The 5,637-nt window shown below is 57.4% G+C and carries 4 protein-coding genes; 2 read left to right on the top strand and 2 right to left on the bottom strand.

The features are described 5' to 3' along the window. Nucleotides 1–726 precede the first annotated feature (726 nt). The gene (locus FHX16_RS31295) at nt 727–873 is read left to right on the top strand and encodes a hypothetical protein (RefSeq protein WP_183759297.1); all 147 of its coding nucleotides are present in this window, start codon (nt 727–729) and stop codon (nt 871–873) included. Nucleotides 874–1,274: 401 nt separating this feature from the next. On the opposite strand, the gene FHX16_RS31300 is transcribed toward FHX16_RS31295, so the two are convergent. Then, entirely contained in the window at nt 1,275–1,496 is a 222-nt protein-coding gene (locus tag FHX16_RS31300; RefSeq protein ID WP_183759298.1) for a hypothetical protein, read from the bottom strand. A 192-nt stretch (nt 1,497–1,688) separates the two neighbouring features. Between FHX16_RS31300 and htpG the strand changes: the two genes are divergently transcribed. Further along, on the top strand, nt 1,689–3,578 hold the full coding sequence (gene htpG, locus FHX16_RS31305; protein ID WP_259132218.1) for a molecular chaperone HtpG: 1,890 nt from the start codon (nt 1,689–1,691) through the stop codon (nt 3,576–3,578). 401 nt (nt 3,579–3,979) lie between these two features. Here the strand turns inward: htpG and FHX16_RS31310 are convergent, their stop codons facing one another. Then, nucleotides 3,980–5,431, bottom strand: a complete 1,452-nt coding sequence (locus FHX16_RS31310; protein ID WP_183759300.1) for a deoxyribodipyrimidine photo-lyase — start codon at nt 5,429–5,431, stop codon at nt 3,980–3,982. Between the last annotated feature and the right edge of the window lie 206 nt (nt 5,432–5,637).

Below are 5,637 nucleotides of genomic sequence, written 5' to 3' on the forward strand. Positions count from 1 at the left end.
GGTTTTCGCGGCGGTGCTTCGAGCTGCTGTCTCGCGCCTATGTCGAAGCCAGGTATTCCTCCCAATACGAGATCACCCAAGAGGAACTTGCCTGGTTGACGGAGCGGGTCAGGAGCCTGCAGGAGGTTGTCAAAACAGTCTGCCTCGAGCGGTTGTCCGGGGAGTAAGAAGCATGAGCACTTCGCTACGCCTGGTCGGGCTCGCTGGTGGCCTTGAGGTGAGGCCGGTAGATATGCTGCCGAAGCGCCCGGCGTGAAATCCCGTCGCCATGGGTTCGCCCAATAATCAGAAGTACTCATTCGCGGGGTCGAGCGCACTCGGGCATATTCAACAATGTTGGCTACGTCGTCGTGCAGGATGACGATCCTTACCCGAAAGTGCCAACCGTGTGAGGCATCTAATTGCTTTTGAGAATGTTGCTGATGGAACCGCAAGCTTCTCAGTTCGAGCCGCTTCATTGTTCTGCCGCTCGGGTGGGGTCAAGGCGCCGGCTTATACCAATATTCCCCTCGAAGATTTCGCCAACATAAATGACTGCAGTCCGCGGCCACCACGCCGATCGGGTTCTTGCCCGGACTTCAAAACTGGCGTCTCTGCCGAGCAGAGACTCGGCGAAGGTGACACGGAACAAAGAAGGAACAGTCTGTTGTGCAGACTCGTGCAATCAGGTAGTACTCCTTCTGGAAATGTACTGAATTGAACCAGCAGAATCAGGAAAAGCTATGAATGAAGATTGACGTTAAACTCATCCGTGATCAGCGCCAGCTCGCGGAAATGAAGCTTGCCTTGTTGGCGGAAGATCATCCGCTGCGGGAAAAATATATCTCCTGGATCAGCGAATTGGATCAAAAGCTTCGTGACGCGGCGAATTAGCGTTCAGAGAGAAGATTCAGAAGATCTGGGTCCGACAGAAATACCGCATCGGCTCACCCACTAGGAAAACCGCACTTAGAAACCCCGCTTCCGGGACCGGCTTTTGCGGAACTTCGAAGGACTGTGACCCAACACGTTCTCTAATCGCGGTTGTCAAGCTGTCTCTGTTTATATTGCTGGTCAGGCTCAGTAACGGGCGCAGATGCGGCAGCCCACATTGTGCAGGGGGCCGTAGTCGCAAATGCCGAGGGGGAAGTCCCATGTGAGTTCAGTTCACGCGTTGAAAGTCGTTCTGTCATCGCGCAAGTTGAACAGATCGAGGATCAGACGCACGCGGCAGCGTCGACGACCAACGCGAGGGATGTCCCCACATCGCCATGACGCATCCCGACAGTGCGGTATTATTCAGCCGCCTGACGCAGCGTCCATCCTGGTCCGTCGACCGGTCCGATGATTTCAAAGTCAGATGGCATGTAATGCTGGTCCGAACCAATGGCGGCCAGCGTCCAGAAGTCCCGATCCTCGCCGAACATGGTCGAGACTTGCACGATCGTGATCTCATGGATGTCGGCCATGGGTCTGGCCCAATAAAAGCTTCCCGGCACCAAACGCGCTACCAACATTGAACTCACTCCCGGTACAAGCGAGGATAGTCGCAAGACTCCAGGAATAAGAAAGATCCGAGGAAGCGCTTTGCACAACTGCGTTAATGGAAGTGCGCTCCGCCAGGCTCGGGATCGAAAACCATCTTGAATTTTTGAATGGATTTGGGCACTTCATGGCTCCATTTCCTAATCCGACAGGAGACATACGGCATGACCATTGCGGCAGACAAGCCAGCCGAAAATCACGTGTTTGAAGCGGACGTTGCGCGGCTTCTGCATATGATGGTCCACTCGGTCTACTCGGATCGGGACGTCTTTCTTCGTGAGCTGATTTCGAACGCAGCCGATGCCTGCGAGAAGCTCCGATATGAGGCGATAGAGACGCCATCGCTGCTGGCAAGCGCACCTGATGCCCGCATCACGATCACGCTTGACGAGGAAAATGGGCAGCTAAGGGTCGAGGACAATGGCATTGGCATGAGCCACGACGAAATGATAGAGGCTCTCGGCACCATCGCGCGCTCAGGCACGCGGGCTTTCATGGAGCGCATTGAAGCGCGCAAGGCAGGAGAGGGCAGCCAGCTGATCGGGCAGTTCGGTGTCGGTTTCTACTCCTGCTTCATGGTATCCGACCGGGTCGACGTGATTTCCCGGCGTGCTGGCGCCAAGGAGGCCTGGCTTTGGAGTTCCGATGGCAAGGGCAGCTTCACCGTGAAAGGCTTGGATCCTGCCGACGCGCCAGCGCGTGGAACACGCATCACGCTGCATCTGATGGAAGATGCCCGGACATATACCTCCCGATGGACCGTGGAGAAGATCGTCAAGGAGCAATCAGGCCACGTTCCTGTCGCAATCGACCTGATCGACAAACCGGGTGGCGAGCGTACGCAGCTAACCGACGGCACCGCGCTCTGGACCAAGGCAAAATCGGACATATCCAAGGACGACTATACGGACTTCTACCGCGGAATTTCCGGTCAATACGACGAGCCCGCCGTAACGGTGCATTACAGAGCAGAAGGGCGTCATGAATATACGACGCTTGCCTACGTGCCCGGCTCCCAGCCGTTCGACATGTTCGACCCTGATCGAAAGGGTCGCATGAAGCTTTACGTGAAGCGCGTGTTCATTACCGATGAAGCCGAAGTGCTGCCGCGCTACCTTCGCTTTGTCCGCGGCCTTGTCGATACCTCCGACCTGCCTTTGAACGTGTCGAGAGAGATGATCCAGGAAAGCCCGATCCTGACGGTTATCCGCAAGGGCGTCACCAACCGAGTTATCAGTGCCATCGAGAAGTTCGCCCAGGATGATGCCGACGGCTTCAGGACGTTCTGGGACAATTTCGGCGCCGTTCTCAAAGAAGGGATCTACGAGGATGCCGAGCGTCGCGCTCAACTGCTTGCTATTTCACGGTTCCGAACGACGGCATCGGGCGAGGCGCACCGCTCCCTCGCAGATTATGTGAAGGACGCAAGGGAAAATCAGAACGCGATCTTTTATCTCGCCGGCGGCTCGCACGATCAGCTCAAGGCTTCACCTCACCTCGAGGGGTTTCGCGCGCGAGGCATCGAGGTCTTGCTGCTCGAGGACTCCATCGATAGCTTTTGGGTCATGAATGCTCCCGACTTTGAAGGCAAGACGTTCAAGTCCATTACCCAGGGATCGACCGATCTGTCGCAGTTTGCAAAGGTTGACGGCCTGGACAATCCGGCGGCTGACGCTCCTGCCGAAACGACGGCATTCATCGAGTTCGCAAAAGAACAGCTCCGGGATCATGTCGCGGACGTTCGCGTGTCGGGCCGCCTCACCGAAAGCGCGGTTTGCCTCGTGGCAACGGAAGGAGGCTACGATCTCCAGATGGAGAAAATCCTGCAGGGAGCGGGTCGCATCCAGGCTGGAGCCAAACCAGTCCTTGAAATCAATCCTGTTCATCCAATGATCAGGGCCATTGCCGCAATCGACGGCGACGCGGCCTTCCGTGAGGATGCGGTCGCGCTTCTGCTGGACGAGGCCCGTATTCTTGACGGCAGCAAACCACTTGACCCCCGGGCTTTCGCAGAGCGCTTTGCAAGGATTTTCGAAAGGGCGGCGCGATCATAAATACGCGTGGCCTCAAGCCGTTTTGATGGCCCAACCGAGATGTCCGGTCCGCATGAGATAGAGCAGACCGGACGTTTCGAGCCTGACGTCACGTGGATCGGACCCCGTGATGCCACGCTTCAATACGCTAATCGAAATGCGTTCCGAATGGTTTGGTTGCTTCGACCACACATCGAGTGGATGGCACCGACGACAGCAACGCATCCAGAGGGCGACCGGCGCCAACCTACGCAGCGATCGGGAACGTCGGCCGATGCCTGCAATCGGAATAACGATGGCCTAACGGGCCGCTATCGCAATCGGCCCGAGACATGGAGGCGGACCAGCGCGTTATCCGCGGCTATCGCATGGCTGGTTTACAGTGATGCACGTTTAGACGCTGCACGGGCTGCGGCGCGCGATCAAAACGCGCCCTTTGTCGCATTGTACGCCTCGAGTGCTCTATCCCTGGCAAACGCGTGGTTAACCACGGGCATGGGATAGGTCGTGCCGAGCGTGATGCCTGTCTTCGCCAGAACATCGACCGGTGCCTCGAATGGCCGATGGATGTACCTGTTGTCAAGATTGGCCAGTTCGGGGACGAATTCGCGTACGTAAGCACCGTCCGGGTCGAACTTCTCACCCTGAAGGGTCGGATTGAAGATGCGGAAGAACGGAGAGGCGTCCGCACCCGATCCGGCGACCCATTGCCAGCTTGCAGCGTTGTTGGCGGGATCAGCGTCGATCAACGTGTCCCGAAACCAGGACTCGCCGAGGCGCCAGTCGACCATCAGGTCTTTGATCAAGAAGGACGCCGCGATCATGCGAACCCGATTATGCATGTAACCATGGCGCCAGAGCTGACGCATCCCTGCATCCACGATCGGATAACCAGTCAGTCCCTTTGTCCATATCTCGAAATGCTCCCGGTGATTTTCCCAGGGAAAGGTATCCATCCGGTCGTTCCAGTTCGTATTGGGAAGCCCTGGGAAGTGATAGAGCAGGTGGTAGGAAAACTCCCGCCAGGCAAGTTCCTTGCGGAAGTGAACGAGATCCTCGACTGGCACGCGTTTGCTCAACCCCCGCGTCTCGTGCCAGACGCGGGCCGGGGAAATAATTCCGAGCGCGAGGTAGGGAGAGAGCTGGGACGTCGCCTGCCGCGACGGAAGCTCGCGATTGAGCCGATAACCTTGAAGGTCTTCCTCGACAAAATCGCTCAGCCGTCGATGTGCCGCCGCTTCACCGGGTATCCAGATGTCGCTAAACTCCTTCGCCCAGTTCGGCCTTGTGGGCAGTAATGTCCAGTCGGCCAACAGTTCGGACGCCCGAGGCAGGTTCGCAAATCTGATCTTCGTCGGCGGATCCAGTGGCTCGCCCGGCTCGCACAACTTTTCCAACGCACGCCAGAAGGGTGTATAGGTGCGATAGGGCGTTCCTGCGCCGGTCATCAGTTTGGATGGGTCGTGGAGGAGCTGACCGGGAAAACTCCTGGCCTCTATGCCCCGCTCTGCAAGCGTCCGTTTGATCTGCGTGTCGATTGCAATGCCGGCCGGGTCATAGCGCCGATTCCACAGTACCGTCTCTGCTCCGCTGTAAGCAACAAGGTCGCTGAGTTCATCCAGCGCATGGCCGGAGACCAAATGCAGCGAACCGCCAAGCTTGCACAGCGCGCCCTGCATGCTTTCAAGGGAGTGGTGGAGCCACCAGTCCTGCGCTGCGCCAAGGGGGGCCGTACCGTCCGAACGGGGTTCCCGTATATAGACGGGGATAACAGGGCGCCCCGACGTGCAAGCCGCGTGCAAGGCTCGGTTGTCATCTAGCCGCAAGTCTTTCCGAAACCAGAGAATAACCGGCTTTGCATTTTCGGTCGCCAATGAGCCCGTCCTGTTTCAACGTTCCTGTATCTGTTACGGAACGACACCGGGCTTGGATCAGAAACTGATCACCAGCGTCAAGGCGAATTCTAAGTGCTCGCAACGACCTTGCCTAGGCCGTAAACTCATAAATTCTCTTGGCGTATTGCGTTCGGCGTGATTCAAGGCTTCCGAATTAGGAGCTATGATGACACGCCGCCGCTACG

Source organism: Rhizobium sp. BK661, from assembly GCF_024808825.1.
Taxonomy (GTDB): Bacteria; Pseudomonadota; Alphaproteobacteria; order Rhizobiales; family Rhizobiaceae; genus Rhizobium.